At 68.6% G+C, this 17,064-nt stretch carries 14 protein-coding genes; 5 read left to right on the forward strand and 9 right to left on the reverse strand.

Annotated elements, in window-relative coordinates:
- Positions 1-25: 25 nt before the first annotated feature.
- The 4 genes from ACFQXB_RS08395 to ACFQXB_RS08410 form a co-directional block, all read right to left on the reverse strand.
- Positions 26-1,087, reverse strand: a complete 1,062-nt coding sequence (locus tag ACFQXB_RS08395) for an isocitrate/isopropylmalate dehydrogenase family protein (RefSeq protein ID WP_377402065.1) — start codon at positions 1,085-1,087, stop codon at positions 26-28.
- On the reverse strand, positions 1,084-2,172 hold the full coding sequence (locus ACFQXB_RS08400) for a 4-oxalomesaconate tautomerase (protein ID WP_377402068.1): 1,089 nt from the start codon (positions 2,170-2,172) through the stop codon (positions 1,084-1,086). The genes ACFQXB_RS08395 and ACFQXB_RS08400 overlap by 4 nt, the downstream gene beginning before the upstream one ends.
- 16 nt (positions 2,173-2,188) lie before the next feature.
- Positions 2,189-4,174 carry a tripartite tricarboxylate transporter permease gene (locus tag ACFQXB_RS08405; RefSeq protein WP_377402071.1) on the reverse strand — a complete coding sequence of 662 codons (1,986 nt, stop codon included), beginning with the start codon at positions 4,172-4,174 and terminating at the stop codon, positions 2,189-2,191.
- 73 nt (positions 4,175-4,247) lie between these two features.
- On the reverse strand, positions 4,248-5,342 hold the full coding sequence (locus tag ACFQXB_RS08410) for a Bug family tripartite tricarboxylate transporter substrate binding protein (protein WP_377402074.1): 1,095 nt from the start codon (positions 5,340-5,342) through the stop codon (positions 4,248-4,250).
- A 239-nt stretch (positions 5,343-5,581) separates the two neighbouring features.
- Here ACFQXB_RS08410 and ACFQXB_RS08415 point away from each other — a divergent pair, with 239 nt between their 5' ends.
- The 5 genes from ACFQXB_RS08415 (at position 5,582) to ACFQXB_RS08435 (ending at position 12,820) form a co-directional block, all read left to right on the forward strand.
- Positions 5,582-6,544 carry a D-2-hydroxyacid dehydrogenase family protein gene (locus ACFQXB_RS08415; RefSeq protein ID WP_377402077.1) on the forward strand — a complete coding sequence of 321 codons (963 nt, stop codon included), beginning with the start codon at positions 5,582-5,584 and terminating at the stop codon, positions 6,542-6,544.
- Positions 6,545-6,673: 129 nt separating this feature from the next.
- Positions 6,674-6,817 (forward strand): hypothetical protein, encoded by a 144-nt coding sequence (locus tag ACFQXB_RS08420; RefSeq protein WP_377402080.1) that lies wholly within the window; start codon positions 6,674-6,676, stop codon positions 6,815-6,817.
- An 80-nt stretch (positions 6,818-6,897) separates the two neighbouring features.
- Positions 6,898-7,818, forward strand: a complete 921-nt coding sequence (locus tag ACFQXB_RS08425) for a LysR family transcriptional regulator (RefSeq protein WP_377402082.1) — start codon at positions 6,898-6,900, stop codon at positions 7,816-7,818.
- A 152-nt stretch (positions 7,819-7,970) separates the two neighbouring features.
- Positions 7,971-8,876, forward strand: a complete 906-nt coding sequence (locus ACFQXB_RS08430) for a DUF389 domain-containing protein (RefSeq protein ID WP_377402085.1) — start codon at positions 7,971-7,973, stop codon at positions 8,874-8,876.
- Between the two features lie 389 nt (positions 8,877-9,265).
- Positions 9,266-12,820: a PAS domain S-box protein gene (locus tag ACFQXB_RS08435; RefSeq protein WP_377402088.1), complete on the forward strand. Its 3,555-nt coding sequence runs from the start codon at positions 9,266-9,268 to the stop codon at positions 12,818-12,820.
- Between the two features lie 186 nt (positions 12,821-13,006).
- On the opposite strand, the gene mog is transcribed toward ACFQXB_RS08435, so the two are convergent.
- The 5 genes from mog to narI form a co-directional block, all read right to left on the reverse strand.
- Positions 13,007-13,558, reverse strand: a complete 552-nt coding sequence (gene mog / locus ACFQXB_RS08440) for a molybdopterin adenylyltransferase (RefSeq protein WP_377402091.1) — start codon at positions 13,556-13,558, stop codon at positions 13,007-13,009.
- Complete coding sequence (locus ACFQXB_RS08445; RefSeq protein WP_377402094.1) at positions 13,548-14,102, reverse strand: DUF2478 domain-containing protein; 555 nt, start codon at positions 14,100-14,102, stop codon at positions 13,548-13,550. Before ACFQXB_RS08445 ends, mog begins: the two co-directional genes overlap by 11 nt.
- 9 nt (positions 14,103-14,111) lie before the next feature.
- A complete protein-coding gene (locus ACFQXB_RS08450) occupies positions 14,112-15,383 on the reverse strand; it encodes a molybdopterin molybdotransferase MoeA (protein WP_377402097.1) in 1,272 nt (423 codons plus the stop codon).
- Between the two features lie 149 nt (positions 15,384-15,532).
- Positions 15,533-16,333: a peptidylprolyl isomerase gene (locus tag ACFQXB_RS08455; protein ID WP_377402100.1), complete on the reverse strand. Its 801-nt coding sequence runs from the start codon at positions 16,331-16,333 to the stop codon at positions 15,533-15,535.
- Between the two features lie 5 nt (positions 16,334-16,338).
- Positions 16,339-17,061, reverse strand: coding sequence for a respiratory nitrate reductase subunit gamma (gene narI / locus ACFQXB_RS08460; RefSeq protein ID WP_377402103.1), 723 nt, complete (start codon positions 17,059-17,061; stop codon positions 16,339-16,341).
- Positions 17,062-17,064 lie beyond the last annotated feature (3 nt).

The following is a 17,064-nucleotide window of genomic DNA, read 5'->3' on the forward strand; positions in this document are numbered from 1 at the left end:
TCAGCTCATCCCGTCGTCGCGGCGATCAGCCGCCAAGCCGTGCCGCCACCGCCCGCCCGAAGGCCGCCGTGCCCAGATCGCCGCCCAGATCGCGCGTTCGCGTGGCGGGATCGGCCAGCGCCGCATCCACCGCCGCCTCGATCGCCGTTGCCGCCGCGACAAAGGGCGCCGCATCATGCCGCATCCCGTGCCAGCGCAGCAGCATCGCCGCCGACAGGATCATCGAGGTCGGGTTTGCGCGGTCCTGCCCCGCGATGTCGGGCGCCGATCCGTGCTGCGCCTGTGCCGCCGCCAGATCCGTGCCGGCATTGAGCGACCCGGCCAGCCCCAGTCCGCCAGACAGTTCGGAGGCGAGGTCCGACAGGATGTCGCCATAGGAATTGGTGGTGCAGATCACGTCATAGCGCGACGCATCGCGCACCAGAAGCGCGGCCATGGCATCGACCAGAACTTCCTCGAGCGTCACATCGGGATATTCGCGGGCGACATCCCGCACGGCCTCGAGGAACAGCCCGTCGGTCAGGCGGAAGGCATTGGCCTTGTGCACGGCGGTGACATGGCCGCGGCGGGTGCGGGCAAGGTCAAAGCTGTCGCGCGCGATCCGTTCGATCGCGCCGCGGGTGACCTTGCGCAGCGACAGCGCCACGTCGGGCGTGGGCATGAATTCGCCCGATCCCGCGACCATGTTCCGGTCGGGATACATGCCCTCGGTCGCCTCGCGCATGATGACAAGATCCATGTCGCTGCCGCGATGGGGCAGGCCGGGCCGGGTCCGCGCCGGGCGGATATTGGCGTAAAGATCGAGCCCCACCCGAAAGGCGGCCGAGAAGTTCACGCCGCCCTGATCCTTGGGCGGGTATTCGAGGTTCGACATCGGCCCCAGCAGCACACCGTCATGGGCGCGCGCGGTATCCAGCATGTCGGGCGGCAGGGTGGAACCGCATTCAGCCAGCGCCGCCAATCCGATGTTGCGGTGCGTCCGGACCAGTCCGAGACCCTGCGCGGCATCGGCCGCCGCCAGAACCTCGAGCGCTGCCGCGGTGATCTCGGGGCCGATCCCGTCGCCTTCAAGAACCAGAAGCCTCATGCGAGAACCGCCGCGGGCACGAAAACTTCGCCCGCCATCAGCTTGCGCGCCGTGCGGATCACGCCGGCACTGACCACATCCATCGCATCACCCTGGCCCGTGGTCGTCAGCGCCACCTCCAGCACCCCCGCGGGATGTTCGATCACCACCATGCGGTCGTCGCCCTCGGGCCGCCGGGCAAGCCCGTCGGACACCGAGCCTTCCAGCATCGCGACCGTGGCGATGCAGGTGCCGCCGGTCACCGCCATGGCGGCATGGGTCTTGTCGGGCACGAAGTAGCGCGCGCTGATGTTGCCGCCCTGCCGCGGTTCGGACAGGATCGCCACCTTCGGCACCACCCGGCCCGAGACATCGCCCAGCCCCATCCGCCGCCCGGCCTCGAGCCGCAGCGCCTCGATCCGCGCGAAGAAGGCGGTATCGGCGTTCAGCTCGGCCGGGGTTTCATAGCCCGTCTTGCCCAGATCGGCGGCGCGGATCATCATCATCGGCACCGAGACGTCGATCAGCGTCACCTCGACGCCGTCGATTTCCTCGCGCAGCTTGCCGGTGGGCAGCAGCGCCCCCGTCTTGGAGCCGGTGATGTCCATGAAGTTGAGCCGCACCGGCGCCGCCGTTCCCGGCACCCCGGCGATTTCGGCGTCGCCGTCATAGACGACCTTGCCGTCGCGGGTCTGCACCACCGCCTCGATCCGGCTGCCGGTATTGGCCTCGTAGATCCGCACCCGCGTTTCGCTGCCGGTGGCCGCGACCATCCCGCTTTCGATGGCGAATGGCCCGACGCCCGACAGCATGTTGCCGCAGGAGGGGTTGGTATCCACCACCGCCTTGTCGATCAGCACCTGTGCAAAGTGGTAATCCACATCGGCATCCTCCCGCTCCGAAGGCGCGACCATGGCGACCTTGCTGGTCAGCGGATCGGCCCCGCCCAGCCCGTCGATCTGGCGCGCATCGGGCGAGCCCATCGCCGCCAGAAGGACGCGCGCGCGCTGATCCTTGTCGGCGGGCAGATCGGACAGGCGGAAATAGGGCCCCTTGGAGGACCCCCCCCGCATCAGGATGCAGGGGAAGGCGATCTGGTCGGTCATGTCAGCTCCTTGGTGGTCAGCGCAGCGGCCAGGGAAGGTCATAGACCTCCTGCAGCCAGCCGCCCGGGAAGACGAGGTTCAGCGAATAGGCAAGCGTCAGGATGAAGGCCGCCGCCGCCGCCGTCAGGATCAGCGTGGTCAGCCAGGATGTGCGTGCCATCACGCGCAGGAAGGCGATGAAGAAGCCCAGCAGCGCGATGAAGAAGCCCACCAGCGCAACCCCGCCGACAAAGCCCGCCAGCCAGAGCAGCATGCCCCAGGCGCCGAAACGGGCGTCTTCCTCGCGGGGGGCGGCCTCCATGTCGAAATTGGCGCTGCTGCCCTGCCGGCCCAGCAGCAGCGGCACAAGGGCCACCAGCGTTGCAAGGGCGCCGGCCACCGCGGCCCAGGTGGGGAAGATCCCGCCCAGACGCGACAGGGGCAATGCCTCGACAAAGACGAAGATGAAGGTGGCGAGCAGCGCCAGCGCAAAGGCGATCTGCGGCCAGAGCACCCTGGCCTGCGCCAGTTCGGCCGAGCCTTCGGTCGCGACCGAGGCCGAACCTTCGCCCGGACGGCGACGCGCGCCCAGCCAGACCGACAGCGCCGTCAGCACGATGATCGCGATGACCAGCGGGCGGCCGGCAAAGCCCCAGCCGTAGAACTGCACCGCCTGATAAAGATAGCGTTCTGCCTGCGTCGCCAGCACGAAGCCGATCAGGAAGGCGGGGCGCGGCCAGCCGAAGCGCTTGAGCAGCACGCCCACGACACCAACGCCCAGAAGCGCGACCAGATCGAAGATCGACCGCGTGGCCTGAAAGGCGGCGAAGGAGATCACCATGATCATGAAGGGGGCGACCAGCGTGTAGCGGATCGTCGTCAGCCGTGCGATGCCCGGTGCCGCGACGATGCACAGAAGCGTGCCCACCACATTGGCAATCGCAAGGGTCCAGACGATCGTGTAGGTCACGTCGAGGTTGCGTTCGGCCATGGCCGGCCCGGGCTGGATGCCGAGCAGGATAAGCCCGGCCAGAAACACCGCCATCGAGCCCGATCCCGGGATCCCGAACAGAAGCGTCGGGATCAGGCCGCCGCCCTCCTTGGCGTTGTTGGCCGATTCCGGCGCGATCACGCCGCGCACGTCCCCCTTGCCGAACTGGCTGCGGTCCTTCGAGGTCTGGACCACATGGCCATAGGCGATCCAGTCCACCACGCTGCCGCCCAGGCCGGGGATGGCGCCGATGATCGCCCCGAGGCCCGCGCAGCGCAGGGTCAGCCATTTGTAGGTCCAGGTGTCGCGGATGCCCTCGATCCAGCCCTTGCCCAGACGGCTTGTTCCGGCGATCGAGCTGCCGCCGCGCAGCAGGTCCACGATTTCCGGCACGGCGAAAAGCCCCAGGGCGACGATCACCAGCGGGATCCCGTCCATGAGATAGAGCGTGCCGAAATCCATCCGGTATTCGCCCGTGGCCGGCGCCGAGCCGACCGTCCCGATCACCAGGCCAAGGCCGGCGGCGCCGACCCCCTTGGCGAGGTTGCTGCCCGAGAGCACACCCACCATCGACAATCCGAAGATGGTCAGCGCGAACAATTCGGCGGAACTGAAGCTGAGGATCAGGGGCCGCGCGATCACCACGAAGCCGGTCAGCACCATCGCGCCGAAGACCCCGCCGATCATCGAGGCCGAAAAGGCCGCCGAGAGGGCGCGTGCCGCCTCGCCGCGTTTCGACATCGGAAAGCCGTCAAGCACGGTTGCCTGACTGGCCGTTGACCCAGGTATCCCCATGAGCACACTGGCAAAGGTATCCGAGGTCGGGATGACCGCGACCAGCCCGATCAGCATGGCAAGGGCCGAGGTCTGATCCATCCCGTAGAGGAAGGGAAGAAGCAGCGAAAGGCCGACAATTCCGCCCAGCCCCGGCAGGACGCCGACCATCAGGCCAAGCACCACGCCCAGAGTCATGAACCCGAGGTGCTGCAGCGTCATCAGTTCGGCGAGCGCCGAAAAGAGCGTCTCGAACATATGCGATCATCCTTTGATGAAAGGCGCCGCCGCGCCACGGGGGCAGCGGCGGCGCGGCATCACGGTGCCTGGATCAGAACGTGACGCCGTGCGTCTCGGTCAGGTACTGGCGCACCCATTCGCGCGCCTCTTCGTCGATCGTCGTCGCGACACGGTAGAGCCCTTCGACGTCATCGCCCACGGCCTGTTCATAGGCGCCAAGCGCGGCCTCCTTGTTGGCCTGAAGCTCGGGGTCGGCCACGGCCGCCGCAAAGGCCTCGCGGTAGGTGGCGACGATCTCGGGCGCGGTGCCTTCGGGCAGCATCACCGGCTTCTGGGCTGCAAAGCCCGAGCCGAAGAAGGCCATGTAGGCATCGAATTCGACGCCCGAGGGGGCCTCGCCGTGCATCATCTCGTAGGCTTCGACGAAATGCGGGATGTCCGGGAAGGTCGGATCGCGCTGCACATTGCCCTGCGCGTCCAGCACCCCCCAGGAGAACATCGGCACGGCTTCGCCCGCATCCACCAGCGGCTGCACGTTCGACAGATAGGCGGCCGAGGTCTGGTAGTCGATCGTCGCCTCGCCGCGTTCAAAGGCGAGACGGCCGTCACCGCGCCCGGTCATGCCGAAGACGTGGCGCACGTTGAGGCCCATCACCAGGAAGGCGAGCATCGGCACGAGGTCGAGCGAGGTCGCGCCCTGGCTTGCATAGACCAGTTCCTGATCGGCGAGCTGGCCGAGCTGCGATGCATCCTCGATCCCGAAGCGCGCCGGCAGATAGACCACGCCGCCCGTCGGCGAAACAAGCACCGGCGGCAGCACCGAATAGTCATAGCGCACGCGCGGATCGCCCAGCAGATAGGGGAACTGCGTCGAACCCGAGGTGCCGATGATCGTCAGCCCGTCCGGACGGGCGCGGGCCACGAATTCGTTGGTCCCGGTGATCGAGCCACCGCCCGGCACGTTGCGGATGATGACATTGGGCTGACCCGGAAGATGGCGGCTGAGATAAGGGGCGAGGAAACGCGCCCAGGCATCCGACCCGCCACCCTCGGCGAAGGGGATGACCCATTCGATGTTCCGGCCGGCAAAGCTCACGCCCTGCGCCGAGGCAAAGGAGGCCGGCAGGGCTGTTGCTGCAACCGTGCCGCCCGCGACCGCAAGAAACTTGCGTCTGTCAATTTTCATCAATGTGAATCCTCCCGATTCTTCAGTTGAGTCTGACGCGCGAGTCTGCGCGCCAAAACCGGCTGGGAAAAGGCGGAACGGTCGGATCGGCGACATGTGCAACCCCGGCGCCCTCCGATCGGCTACCCCCCCGTTGCCGACTTGTATCCAGTCGTATACAACAGGCAAGCGAAGATCAAGCCGGCTGCTGCGGCAATTCGTCCGATGGCCTTGACGGAACGGGAAGGAGCTTGTTCGCCATGCGTATTGCAGTTCTGGATGATTACGCCAAGGTGGCGGCGGGCCTTGCCGACTGGGGCACGCTTGGCGCGGAGGTAACCTTCTTTCACGATACGCTGAAGGATGAAAGCGCGCTGGTCGCGCGGCTTGCGCCCTTCGACATTCTCTGTGTCATGCGCGAACGCACGCCGTTGCCGGCAAGCCTTCTGCGCCAGTTGCCGCAGCTGCGCCTGATCGTGACCAGCGGTCCGCGTAACCTCTCGATCGATCTGGATGCCGCCGCGGCGGCCGGGATCACCGTCTGTGGCACCCAGTCGCGCAAGACAACCACATCCGAGCTGGCGATGCTGCTGCTTCTGGCGCTGGCGCGGAACCTGATGCCCGAATCGCAGTCGATCGCGGCAGGCGGCTGGCAGGTGGGGCTGGGGCGCGATCTGCATGGCCTGACGCTCGGGCTGGTCGGGCTTGGCAATATCGGACAGCAGATGGCCGCGCTTGGCCGGGCCTTCGGGATGCGGATCTGCGCCTGGTCGCCGAATCTGACCCCGGCGCGGTGCGCGGAGCTCGGGGTTGCGCCGTGCCCATCGCTGCCCGCGCTGATGGCGCAAAGCGATGCCGTTTCCGTTCATATGGTGCTGTCGGACCGGACCGAGGGCCTGATCGGGCCAGAGGCGCTGGCGTCCATGAAGCCGGACGGCATGCTGATCAACACCTCGCGCGGGCCGCTCGTGCAGACCGGGCCGCTGCTGTCGGCGCTGCGGGCCGAACCGGGGCGGCGGGCTGCCCTTGATGTCTTTGACGAAGAACCGCTGCCCGCGGACCACGCACTGCGCGATGCGGATCTGATCGGGCGCGGCCAGCTGCTGCTGACCCCGCATCTGGGCTATGTGACCCAGGCCACCTGGGCGCTGTTCTACAGCCAGACGGTCGAGGCCATTGCCGCCTGGCAGGCCGGAAACCCGATCCGGCAGCTCACGGCCTGACCCTTCTGGCGCAGGGCCGTTGGCACCGGAGGCGGGCATTGCCGTGCCGCGATGCCCCCCGTGCCGAAATGGCGCTTCTGCAGTGCGGCATCGGCCCCTATCTTCGGCTTGCAACCCCGGAGACTGAAGATGAAATCCTCCCTTTTCCGCCGCCTGCTGGGCGGCATCGATCACGCCATGTCCGAACTGCGCCGTTGTCGCACGCTTGAGGAACTTGCCTCGACCCATGCGACCTCCGACCTCCTGCGGCGGCGCATGGGTCTGGATGCCTGACGGCAGCTGTGCAATGGTGCGGCACCGCGTCGAAGGGACGTGCCCAGCAGACTGACCTGACCGTGCCGAGTTTTGACCCCGTGACTGCCCGCCTTGTGCTTGCGCTTGCCCGTGACGGGTCAATCGCGCGCACCGCCCAGGCGGAACGTATCGCCCCTTCGGCCGTCAGCCGGCGGATCGCCGAGCTTGAGGGCCGTCTGGGCGTCGTGCTGTTCGACCGGTCGGCGCAGGGCGTGCGCCTGACGGCGGCCGGCGATACCTATGCCGAAACCGCCCGGATGATCCTGCAGCAGATCGAGGATCTCGATGTGCTGATGAGCAGCTTTTCCGCGGGAAGGGCCGGGCGGCTGCGGCTTGCCTGCACCAGTTCGGCCCTGTCGGGGATCCTGCCCGAGCGGCTGGCGCTGTTTGCCCGGACCTATCCCGGCGTGACCCTCGATATCCGCGAGATGTACGGCACGGCCGCGCTTTCGGCGCTGTCGGATGCCGAGGTCGATCTGGCGGTGCTGACCGACAACCACGACTTTTCCCCCTATGAGGTGCTGCCGGTATCCTCGGATGATGTCTGGGTCATCGCCTCGCCCGATCATCCGCTTGCGGCCCGGCTTGCAGGGGGCCGGCCCATTCCCTTCGCCGATGTGGTGGGCCATGAAATGGTGGGCTTTCACCATTCCGGCGCGCTGGACCGGCTGCTGAGCGAGGCCGCGGCCCGGGCCGGCCAAAGCATGGGCGAGCGTGTGAATGTCGAGACGATGTCGTCATTGGTGCGGATGGTCGAGGCGGGCTTCGGCATCGGATTCCTGCGCGGCACCGGCCTGCATCTTCTGGGCGGGACCGATGTGCTGGGCGCACCGCTGGCCGAGGACTGGGCGCGGCGCAACATGGTGGTGGCGATGCGCAAGATGCCCTTCCGGTCGCATGCGGTGACGAATTTCCTGGGGCTGTTGCGCGACAGGCCCGCGCAGGGTCCGGCGGAGGGGGCGGCCCGGACGCCCATCTGAACGGCACCCTCCGTCCGGTGGTGCAGCCGGCGCTTCGGGCGGCGGAACCGGGGGCTTCTTCAGCGGTTTGCCTGCCAGAAGGAGGCAGGTCTGCCTTCGGACGCTGCCGCGGACCCGGCCCGCAGCGGCGGCCAGTTGCCCAGAGGTGCCCGATGCCCCGTCGCATAGAGTTTTCCGGCACGCCCGAAGACTGCGCCACGCTGCTGAACAGGGTGCAGGACTGCGAGGGGGTGGCGCGGATCTCGCTTCAGCCGGGCGCGGCACTGCGGCCCCGCGGCGATATCCTGACCCTCGAGGTCGCGAACCAGACCAGCGCAAGGATCGTCAACATCCTGGACGAGCTTGGGCTGCTGCACGCGGGCGCCGTGTCGATCGGCGAGCCGAATGCCACGATCCGCGCCGATGCCGCCCGCTCGATCAACGAGGAAGGCAATGACGCGATCTGGGAAGAGATCGGCGCCATGATGCGGCAGGATACCAACCCCTCGTTCAACTTCATCGCCCTGATGGCGCTGGCTGGCGCGGTTGCGGCCTTCGGGATCGTCTCGGACACCCTTCATGTGGTGGTGGGCGCGATGCTGATCGCCCCGGGGTTCGAGCCGCTGCTGCGGGTGGTGTTCGGCCTGTTGGGCGACAGGCACAGCGCCATCGCCGGGGTGAAATCCACCGCCTTGGGCTATCTTGCGCTCGCGCTTGCCGCCGGGCTTGCCACGCCGCTGGCCCTGGCGGTCAACGACATGGAGGCGGCCCAGCTTGCTCAGGGCTACTGGGCAAACTACTGGTCCGGCATCCAGGCTGGTGGAGTGGCCACCTCGTTCCTGGCGGGGATTGCCGGCGGCGTGATCGTGTCCTCGCGGCTCAAGGTTCTGGCGACCGGCGTAATGGTGGCGCTGGCGATCATCCCGGGCATGGCGCTGATCGGCATGGGGCTGGCAAGCGGCAATCCCGATATTGCGCTTGGCGCGGCGGGCCGCTGGGCGGTCGAGGTTGCCTGCGTGATCCTCGGGGGCGGCGCGATCCTCTTGCTCAAGCGCGTGACGCTGCATCGCCGGGGCTAGCGCGATGGGCTGCGCCGGGGGGCGGTGCGCCACAGGCGGCAGACCCGACCGGGGGGCGGTTCCGGCCCGGCAGGGACGGTGGGGCAGGGACGGTGGGGCAGGGACGGTGAGGCAGGGACGGTGAGGCAGGGACGGTGCCGCCACCGGCTGCGAGACGGGCATGCCCTGCCTTGCGCCCGGCCGGCCGGCCGGGGGTCCCACCTCTGGCAGGGATCGTTCCGAAGGGGCCGGCAGGGGGGGGGCCCATGTGGCGCGGCAGAGGCGGGAAGGGGCGGGCGGAGAAACATCCGCCCGGTGCAATGCCCGGCTTGCACTTCAAGGCCGGGCTGGTAATCAGGTGGTTCCGGCGCAAGAACCGCCATTGCAGGTTGCATGAAACGGGGATCAGGATGCAGAACGCCACGCAGGATGCTGCCCTTCTTGACTGCGATGGCGAGATGGCCACCCGGATCCGGGAACACGACTGGTCGGCCACCAGCCTTGGCCCCATTGCCGGTTGGCCCGCAACGCTCCGGACCACGGTGGCGCTGATCCTGCGCTCTCCGGTGCCGATCGTCACGCTGTGGGGCGAAGCCGGCGTGATGATCTACAACGACGCCTATTCCGAAGTCGCCGGCGCGCGGCACCCGCGGCTGCTCGGCTCGAATGTGCGCGAAGGCTGGCCCGAGGTCTGGTCCTTCAACGACAATGTCGTGCGCAGGGTCTTCGGGCGGGGCGAGTCCCTGTCCTACAGGGATCAGGAACTGGAGCTTGATCGTGGCAAGGGCGCAGCCCGCGCCTGGATGAACCTCGATTATTCGCCGGTGACCGGCGATGACGGCACGCGCCTCGGCGTCATCGCGATCGTGGTCGAGACGACGCAGAAGGTTCTTGCCGACCGCGCGCTTCGGCATGAACGGGTGCGGCTGCAGCAGATGTATGACCAGTCGCCCTCGTTCATGGCGCTGCTGGAAGGCCCGCAGCACCGGTTCGGCTTTGTCAATCCGGCCTATCAGGCGCTGGTGGGCCCGCGCGACCTGGTTGGCCGGACGGTGGCCGAAGCGATGGCGGATGCGGTGGATCAGGGCTATCTCGATCTTCTGGACAGGGTCTATGCCACCGGCAAGCCGCATCGTTCGACCGAGGCCCCTTTCGATGTCCGGCATGAGGCCAGCACGCGGCCGGAACGGCGCTATCTCGATTTCGTCTATCAACCGATTGCCGACGCCGATGGCAGGGTCACCGGCATCTTCGTCAACGGTGTTGATGTCACGGAACGGGTCGCGGCACAGGAGGCGATCCGTGCCAGCGAACGGCAGTTCCGCACCTTCGCCCAGGCGATGCCGAACCATGTCTGGACGGCCCGCCCGAACGGAGATCTTGACTGGTTCAACGAGCGTGTCAGCGCCTATACCGGGCGCAGCGACGCCGAACTGGCGGGCACGGCCTGGCCCGAGGTCGTCCATCCCGAGGATCGGGAGCGGGCAATGGCCCTTTGGGGTGCAGCCGTTGCCGGGGGCGACCGCTACGAGACCGAATTCCGCATGCGGCGCGCGGATGGCAACTATCGCTGGCATCTGGTGCGGGCGCTGCCGATCCGCAACGAACGGGGCGAGGTCACGCGCTGGATCGGATCGAATACCGATATCGACGAACAGAAGCGCACCGAGGCGCAGACGCTGCAGGACCGTGACCGGCTCTGGAATCTCTCGCAGGATCTGATGCTGGTCTGCGATTACGAAGGGGTGGTGACAGCCGTCAACCCGACGGCAACCCGGCTGCTGGGCTGGGAGCAGGAGGCGATGGTCGGCCAGAAGCTGCAGTCGTTCCTGCATGTCGAGGATCTGCCCCGGACAGCCGCGGAACTGGGCCGGCTGTCTCAGGGGGCCACCACCTTTGCCTTCGAGAACCGCTATCGCTGCAGGGACGGCAGCTATCGCCTGCTGGACTGGACCGCCGTGCCCGACGAAGGCCGCATTCATGCCGTGGCGCGCGACATCACCGAGGAACGACGGCTGGCGCGCGACCGGGAGCGCGTCTGGAACCTGTCGCCGGTGTTCAAGATCATCGCGACGACGGAGGGCGCGATCACCTCGGTGAACCCGGCCTGGAGCAAGCAGCTTGGCTGGGATGCCGCCGCGACGGTGGGTCGGCATGTGCTGGATTTCGTCGCCCTCGGCGACCGCGAGGCCGTCGCTGCGAAGCTTGCGAAGCTGAAGGCCGGCAGCAATGCCGGCGGGCTCCAGTGCCGGATGATCGCCCGCGACGGACGGCAGCACCACGTCGCCTGGACCGCCGTCGTGGAAACCGACACGATCTATGCCTTTGGGCGGGACATCACCGCCGAGACCGAGGCGGCCGAGGCCCTTGCCCGTGCCGAAGCGGCCCTGCGCCAGGCGCAGAAGATGGAGGCCATCGGGCAATTGACCGGCGGCATTGCCCATGACTTCAACAACCTGCTGCAGGTGATCAGCGGCAATCTGCAGTTCCTGCACCGCATGGTCGGCAGCGATGGCGCGGCGCACCGGCATCTGGAAAATGCGATGGAAGGGGTGCGCCGCGGTTCGCGCCTTGCCAGCCAGCTTCTGGCCTTTGGCCGCAGGCAGCCGCTGGCGCCCAGGGTCGTCAATCCGGGCCGGTTGATCCGCGGCATGGACGAGTTGCTGCGCCATACCCTGGGCGAGGCCATCGAGATCGAGACGATCGTGGCGGGCGGACTCTGGAACACGCTGATCGATCCGGTGAACCTTGAAAACGCCATTCTCAATCTGGCGATCAATGCCCGCGATGCCATGGAAGGCCAGGGCAAGCTGACGATCGAGGCCGGCAATGCCTTCCTGGACGATCGCTATGTGCGCGACCACGAGGATGTCGCACCGGGCCAGTATGTGCTGCTGGCGATGACCGATACCGGATCGGGCATGACCCCCGAGGTGCTGGAGAAGGTCTATGACCCGTTCTTCACCACCAAGGCGGAAGGCAAGGGCAGCGGGCTGGGCCTGTCGATGGTCTATGGCTTCGTCAAGCAGTCGGGCGGCCATGTGAAGATCTACAGCGAGCCGGGCGAGGGCACGACGATCAGGCTTTACCTGCCCCGGTCGAGCCAGGCCGAGGATGCGCCGGTCAGCACCGATACCGGGCCGGTCACCGGCGGGTCCGAGATGATCCTTGTGGCCGAGGATGATCCCGCAGTTCGCGACATCGTGGTCGAGACGTTGCGCGACCTCGGCTACAAGGTGCTGCAGGCCGCCGATGCACAGAGCGCGCTTGCGGCGATCGAAAGCGGCATTGCCATCGATCTGCTGTTCACAGACGTGGTGATGCCCGGCCCGATGAAGGCGCCCGAGCTTGCCCGCAGGGCCACGCGCCGCCTGCCGGGACTGAAGGTGCTTTTCACCTCGGGCTATACGGAAAACTCGATCGTCCATGCGGGGCGCCTGGACGAGGGGGTGGAACTGCTCAGCAAGCCCTATTCCCGCGAGGACCTTGCCCGCAAGATCCGCCAGCAGCTTGGCCCGCCCGTCGGCACCGAAGCCGGCGCGGCGCATCCGCAGGCGGCCTCGGCCGGTCCGGCAGCCGCGCCGGCCGCGCCGAACGGGCTGACGGTGCTGGTCTGCGAGGATGATGCCCTGATCCGGATGGCCACGGCCGACATGCTGGCCGATCTTGGCTGCACCGTTCTGGAAGCCGCGCATGCCGAGGCGGCCCTTGACCATCTTGCGCGGCATCGGATCGATGTGCTTCTGACCGATGTGGGGCTGCCCGGGATCTCGGGCGTGGCACTTGCACAGCAGGCGCGGGCCCGGGTTGCCGCGCTCCCCGTCGTCTTTGCCACCGGCCGCGCCGAGATCGAGGGCGTCGTGCCGGATGCGCGGACGCGGCTGCTTCTGAAGCCCTATTCGCTGGAGGGCCTGCGGGCGGCTGTCGTCGCGGTTTCATCTGCCGGAGGTCATCAGGGGCGGTGATCCGCCGCTTTTCCTTCTGGCGCGGCGATGGGGCGGGATCCGCGACACCGGCAGCGCCGCGCGGACGGCGGGCCGGCGGTTTCCGCGCGCGGGCCGGGCAACCGGCCTTCGGGAGCTGGCGGGCGGTGCGGGTCGGCTGCGCAGCGCCGGTGTGGGGGGCGGCCCCGAGGCCTGCGGCGCCGGTCCTCAGCCGATCTTCGGGCGAAAGGCTGCGCAGCGCTTCGGGTCGGTATCGATCCGGGCGGCGCCGATCAGCTCGAGGCAATAGGGCACCGCCGCAAACACTGCCGCAAGGCAGGTGGCGATTGCCGCCGGCTTGCCCGGCAGGGTCAGGATCAGCGTGCGGCCGCGGACGCCGGCGGATTGCCGCGACAGGATCGCCGTCGGCACTTCGGCCAGCGAGGCGGCCCGCATCGCCTCGCCAAAGCCCGGCAGCGCAAAGTCGATGACCGCGGCCAGCCCCTCGGGGGTGCGGTCGCGCGGGGCGGGGCCGGTGCCGCCGGTCACCAGCACCAGATCCGCCCCCCAGTCATCGGCAAGGGCTGCAAGCGCGCCCGCCACAGGTGTGGCCCCATCCGGCACGATCTGGCGGTGATAGGTGGCAGGGCAGGACAGGGTGGCGCGCAGCCAGTCCTCGGCTGCCGGACCGCCAAGATCGGCATAGGCGCCTGTGCTTGCCCGGTCCGAGACGGTCAGCACCGCGATCCGCGGCAGGCGGGGCGCGGGTTCAGGCGGCATCGGACACCGGCCGTCGCAGCGTCCAGTCGGCGATCGCGGAGGGGTCGGCGGGAAGCGCGGTGGCAAGCCCCTCGGCGAAGGCGAGGAAGGCGGGCAGGTTCATCGCATTCACGCCCACAAGCACCGGCATGCCGCGCAGCACGGCCTCGGCGATCAGCGGCACGAAGCCACGGCCCTCGGCCTCCTGCTTGCCGAACTTGTTGACGACCAGAAGCGCGGCGCCATCGATCCGCGCCGCAACTTCGGCCACGGCCTGTTCCAGCACCCCGCCGTCCAGGCGGCAGCCGCGCGCGTGCCGCCCCAGATCCTGACTGATGCGCAGCACCGGGCCATCGGGCAGAACCCGCAGATCCATGTCGCATTTGTCCCGGTCGGCGCGTTCTGGATTGGTCTGCACCGTCCCGGCCAGCGCCACCTTGCGGCGGGCCAGCGCCGCGACCGCTGCGGCCAGACAGTCATCCGTCGCGCCGCGTCCGGGAAGGGAAACATAGCCGATCATCCTTGGTCCTTTCAGCTTCTGCAGGCCCATCGCGGGCCGTGACATGGGTGCGCCTCAGAAAGGCAGGAAGTCCACCAGCGCCCCGGCGGGCAGATGCTCGACCTCGGAGGGGATCAGCGCCAGCCCGTCCGCCGCGGCAAGCTGCGCCACGCGATGCGAACCGGCCTCCTGGGCACAGGCGATCATCATCCCGCCGCCTCCGTCATGGCCGCGCAGGCTGGCCGGCCGGTATTCGCAGCGTCCCGGGCTGTGCGAGAGGGGTTCGGCAAGCCGGGCAAGAACGCGGCGCGGCGCGGTGTCGCCGCAGCCGGCAATGCGCGCCGCGACCGGCAGGCCCAGCACCATCCAGGTGACGAAGGCCGCGCCGGGATTGCCCGGCAGTCCCAGCCAGACCGCCGATCCCAGCGTGCCGACGGTGAAGGGCTTGCCGGGCTTCATCGCCAGGTTCATCGCCGTCACCTGCCCGCCCGCCGCCCGGACAGCGGCGCGCAGGTGATCCTCGTCCCCGACCGAGACGCCGCCGGTGGTGACGATCAGATCCGACCGCGCGGCCAGGCTTGCCAGCGCGGCCAGAAGCTGCGCCGGATCATCGGGCAGGGGCGGCGCCTCTTCCAGCGCGATCCAGGGCTGGGCCAGCGCCGCCCGCAGCATCGCACCGTTCACATTCCAGATCTGGCCGGGTTGCAGCGGTTCGCCCGGTTCGGTCAGCTCGTTGCCGGTGGTCAGGAGCGCAACCCGCAGCCGGGGGCGCACGGCCACCTGCCCCTGACCCACAGCGGCAATGGCGGCAGCCTCGCGCGGGCCGATCACCGTGCCGGCGGAGAGGATTGCGGCGCCCCGGGCCAGATCCGACCCGGCGCGGCGGATGTTGCGGCCGGCTTCGGGGCGCAGGCGCAGGAGGATCGTTCCGTCGCTGCGCAGCACGTCTTCCTGCGCCACCACCGCCGTCGCCCCGTGAGGCAGGGGCGCCCCGGTCAGGATGCGCAGGGCCGCGCCGAGGGGCAGGTCCGGCGCGGGATCGCCGGCACGGACATGGCCCGCCACGGGCAGGCGCCAGGGGCCGGCGCCTGTCAGCCGTTCGGCGCAGAGCGCATAGCCGTCCATCGCCGCATTGTCGAAGGGCGGCAAGGGCAAAGGGCTGGTGACACGCTGCGCCAGAACACGCCCCGTGGCCCGGGCGAGCGGGAGGTGCAGCTGCCCGCCCAGCGGCCGTGCCACATGAAAGGCACGGGCAAGGGCCACATCGGGCGGCAGGAGACCACCCTGAACATCGTTGCACCCGCAAGCCGCTGAGGGGTGGATTTCGAGGATCTCATGTTTGCTCATCGCAGTTCCTTCCGATCAGGCGCCGCGGCAGGGCGAAGCCGGGCACCGATCTGGTCGGACGGGTTGTCCGACCAGATGGCAGTGGGATCGCCCGTGCGGGGCCAATCCATGGTCTGACGCCTTGCGGGGCTGGCCCGCAGCGCGTCAGATCAGGCGGGGCGGACCTCGGGCACGCCGGTCAGCCTGGCCCGCGCCAGCAGGTCTTCGGCAAAGGCCTTGGCAGCGCGCACCCAGGCCGCCTTTTCCGCGGCGGCCCGCAACCGGGGCAGGACCACCTCGAAGGGCAGGACGGCACCTTCGGCGGCAGCGTCAAGCCGGATCAGGTGAAAGCCGAAGCGCGTTTCCACAGGTTCGGGCGCGATCTGTCCGGCCTGCAGGCCGCGCAGGGCGCTTTCGAACGCGGCCACGGTATCGCCGGGGCCGATCTGTCCCAGAAGGCCGCCCGCCTCGCGGGAAGAACAGGCGGAATGAGCCCGCGCAAGCTCGGCAAAGCGTGCGGGTGCAGCCTGCACGTCCTGCAGCAGCGACATGGCCCTGACCCGGCAATCGGCGCGCGCCGCCGCATCATCCGGGGGTGCGGCGATGAGGATATGCGCGGCTTCCCACAGCGGCGGGGCGCGGAACCGGTCGGGGTGCGCCGCGTGGATCGCGCGCAGCGCGGCCTCGGACGGGGCCTCGGGCTGGATTGCCTGATCAAGAAGGGCGCGGACCAGCGCCTCTTCCTCGGTTTCGACCTGACCGGGCTCCAGCTCTTGCGGTTCGGGCACAAGCTGGCGGGCGCGGGCTTCCTGCAGCAGGGCCTCGCGCAGCGCCAGGGCCCGGGCGGCGGCCCGCCAGGCGGCACCGGGCTTGCCCTGCGGTGCAGGGTGGTTCTGCGCTTCGGTGGCGATGCGGGCGGCCGGAATGGCCACCCCGTTTACCGTGACATCAGCGAGAAGAGGGGTGCCCATGGCCATCACTCCGCCGGGCTGAAGGGCTTGAGGCCCTTCGACCCGTCCTTTGCGCCCCGGCGCGACCGCACGATCTGGAAACCCGGCCGCCACAGATAGCGCACCGGGGCCGAGACGATATGCACCAGCCGCGTGAACGGAAAGACGGCGAAGATCACCAGACCAAGGAAGATGTGCATCTTGAAGATCCAGTGCACATCGACGATATGCGCCGCCGCGCCGGCCTGGAAGGTCACGATGCCCTGCGCCCAGGCCATGAACTTGAGCATTTCCGAGCCGTCAAGATGGCCCAGCGTCGGGATGACCGAACCGAGCCCCAGAACCAGCTGGGCCACCAGAAGCACCATGATCGCGGTATCGCCAAAGCTGGAGTTGGCCTTGATGCGGGGATCTGTCAGCCGGCGGTTCAGAAGGATCAGCCCGCCTGCCAGCGCCATGAGGCCGGCGATGCCGCCCACCACCACCGCCATGACCTGCTTTGCCCCCGATGAGATGCCGACGGCATAGAACAGCCAGCCCGGCGTCAGCAGGCCGACGAGATGGCCGAAGAAGATCACCAGCACGCCGACATGGAACAGCACCGAGCCGATCACGAACTGCCGCTTGCGCAGCATCTGGCTGGATCTCGACTTCCAGGTGAAGGGGTCCCGTTCATAGCGAGCGATGGCGCCAAGGACCATGATCGTGATGGCGATATAGGGAAAGACCCCGAAGACGAAATTGTGCATGAC

It is taken from the genome of Halodurantibacterium daqingense (assembly GCF_042666235.1).
Taxonomy (GTDB): domain Bacteria; phylum Pseudomonadota; class Alphaproteobacteria; order Rhodobacterales; family Rhodobacteraceae; genus Halodurantibacterium; species Halodurantibacterium daqingensis.